Source organism: Microvirga aerilata (assembly GCF_016743775.1).
Classification (GTDB): domain Bacteria; phylum Pseudomonadota; class Alphaproteobacteria; order Rhizobiales; family Beijerinckiaceae; genus Microvirga; species Microvirga aerilata.
Genome location: NZ_JAEQMY010000265.1, coordinates 1 through 1,505, shown reverse-complemented (window position 1 = coordinate 1,505; position 1,505 = coordinate 1). Strand labels below are relative to the sequence as shown.

Here is a 1,505-nt window from a genome sequence, read left to right as displayed (position 1 = left end):
CGCCATCTGCGGAACTTTGGGCTAACGGCTGAGGAATACCGCGCGAAATGGGGGCTCCCGGCCGACTATCCGATGGTTGCACCCAACTATGCGGCCAAGCGCTCGGAACTCGCCAGAAGCAGCGGCCTCGGCCAGCAGAGGAGGAAGATTACTGCTAGAGCGGCCGTAGCGACCGAGGAGACCGTCACAGCACCCGTCGAGACTGACAAGCCGAGGCGCCGTGCTCCTTCCAAGAAGAAGGCGAGCGAATAAGCTCTATTCGGGCCGGGTGTTGGTGTGCCCGGCCCACAGCGGCTGCAGCTTGCCGGACGCTAAGGGCTGACTTCAGCGATCTCGGGCTGGAGTTCCTGCGCGATGATATGTGAGGGAAAGATGCCTTCCTTCACCACCGCCCTTTCGAACCATCTGCAGGTGATCTCGGAGTCGTCGACCTCAACAACGGTCATCCGGTGAGAGGGATAAGCAATCAGATGCACGACATCGCCAACGCTGAACTGCATGGTTCGCTCCTGATCTACCACACCAGAGTGTAGCCGGCTGGTTAACAGCAGGTAAGGCGAAAGAGCCCACGCTTTCGAACATACCCTTTGACAGGTGCGGCTGCGTTGCTTACTCGGTAGCGATTGCCTTGAGAGCGCGCCTGACAGCCACACGGGCAGCCTCAACGTGTCCTCCAGCCAGCAACTCGTCGACAATCCTGAGGGCCATCACCGCATCAGGTCGCTGCGCAGAGTCCGATGCTGGTGTTGTGGTGCCATGAACTACTGCTACTCCAGCCAGATCATCGCTCTCGCCTAGAAGGTAGGCTGGGCTGCACTTGAGCGCTGTAGCAAGACTCGCCAGGGCATCATCACCCGGATGGTGCGAGCGCCCGGTGATGATGTCTTGGATAAAGCCTGCCTCAAGGCCCGCTTCTAACGAGGCCCTACGCCACGATATCTTGAGTGAGCCCACCCGCTCTCCGATGCGCTCTTTGAGGATCGCGTTCACGCTCAGCTCCTTTGGACAAGACACAACAAAGGAGGTGGCGGCCGTTCACCCGCGCTCTCCCCGCTTACCTTACGGCCGAGATAGTCTTCGGCCAAAGGCGGTTAACGAGGGGCTAATTTTGCGGTTATGGTGCTGAGTTTGGACGATCAGAGTGTCTTCTGACTGCCAAAATCGTCAGCAATCTTCGCTCATCTTTGGTTAAGCACGCTGAGGCAAAGCTCCGCGACAGCCCGAATTGCGTCATAACTCGAACCCATTGCGGATCTGACATGAGCGCGTAAAGCGTCAAGGCTGACAGCAGGAATGAGGCTGCTTCAGTTAGGGGCGACCTGATGAGCAGAGCCGGCTCGGATCAATAGGCTCCAGATCAATCGTGCGGCTTGACCATCGGCAATGAGAACGGCCACCGCCTCGCCACTGCCAGTGTGCTGGGGATCCCTAGAGTATCCGTATTGATCAAGCGGGTTTTGGGGACCAGTTTCGCTGATCTCGCAAGAGCGCATTGGCCAGGATGA

At 58.5% G+C, this 1,505-nt stretch carries 3 protein-coding genes; 1 reads left to right on the top strand and 2 read right to left on the bottom strand.

The window, feature by feature from the left end:
* Positions 1–252 (top strand): MucR family transcriptional regulator (locus JKG68_RS32235; RefSeq protein WP_202066497.1); only part of this gene is annotated, 252 nt, incomplete at its 5' end.
* 59 nt (positions 253–311) lie between these two features.
* Here the strand turns inward: JKG68_RS32235 and JKG68_RS32230 are convergent.
* Together JKG68_RS32230 and JKG68_RS32225 are read right to left on the bottom strand one after the other, a co-directional pair.
* On the bottom strand, positions 312–500 hold the full coding sequence (locus JKG68_RS32230; RefSeq protein WP_202066495.1) for a YodC family protein: 189 nt from the start codon (positions 498–500) through the stop codon (positions 312–314).
* Between the two features lie 109 nt (positions 501–609).
* A complete protein-coding gene (locus tag JKG68_RS32225; protein WP_202066493.1) occupies positions 610–990 on the bottom strand; it encodes a hypothetical protein in 381 nt (126 codons plus the stop codon).
* Positions 991–1,505 lie beyond the last annotated feature (515 nt).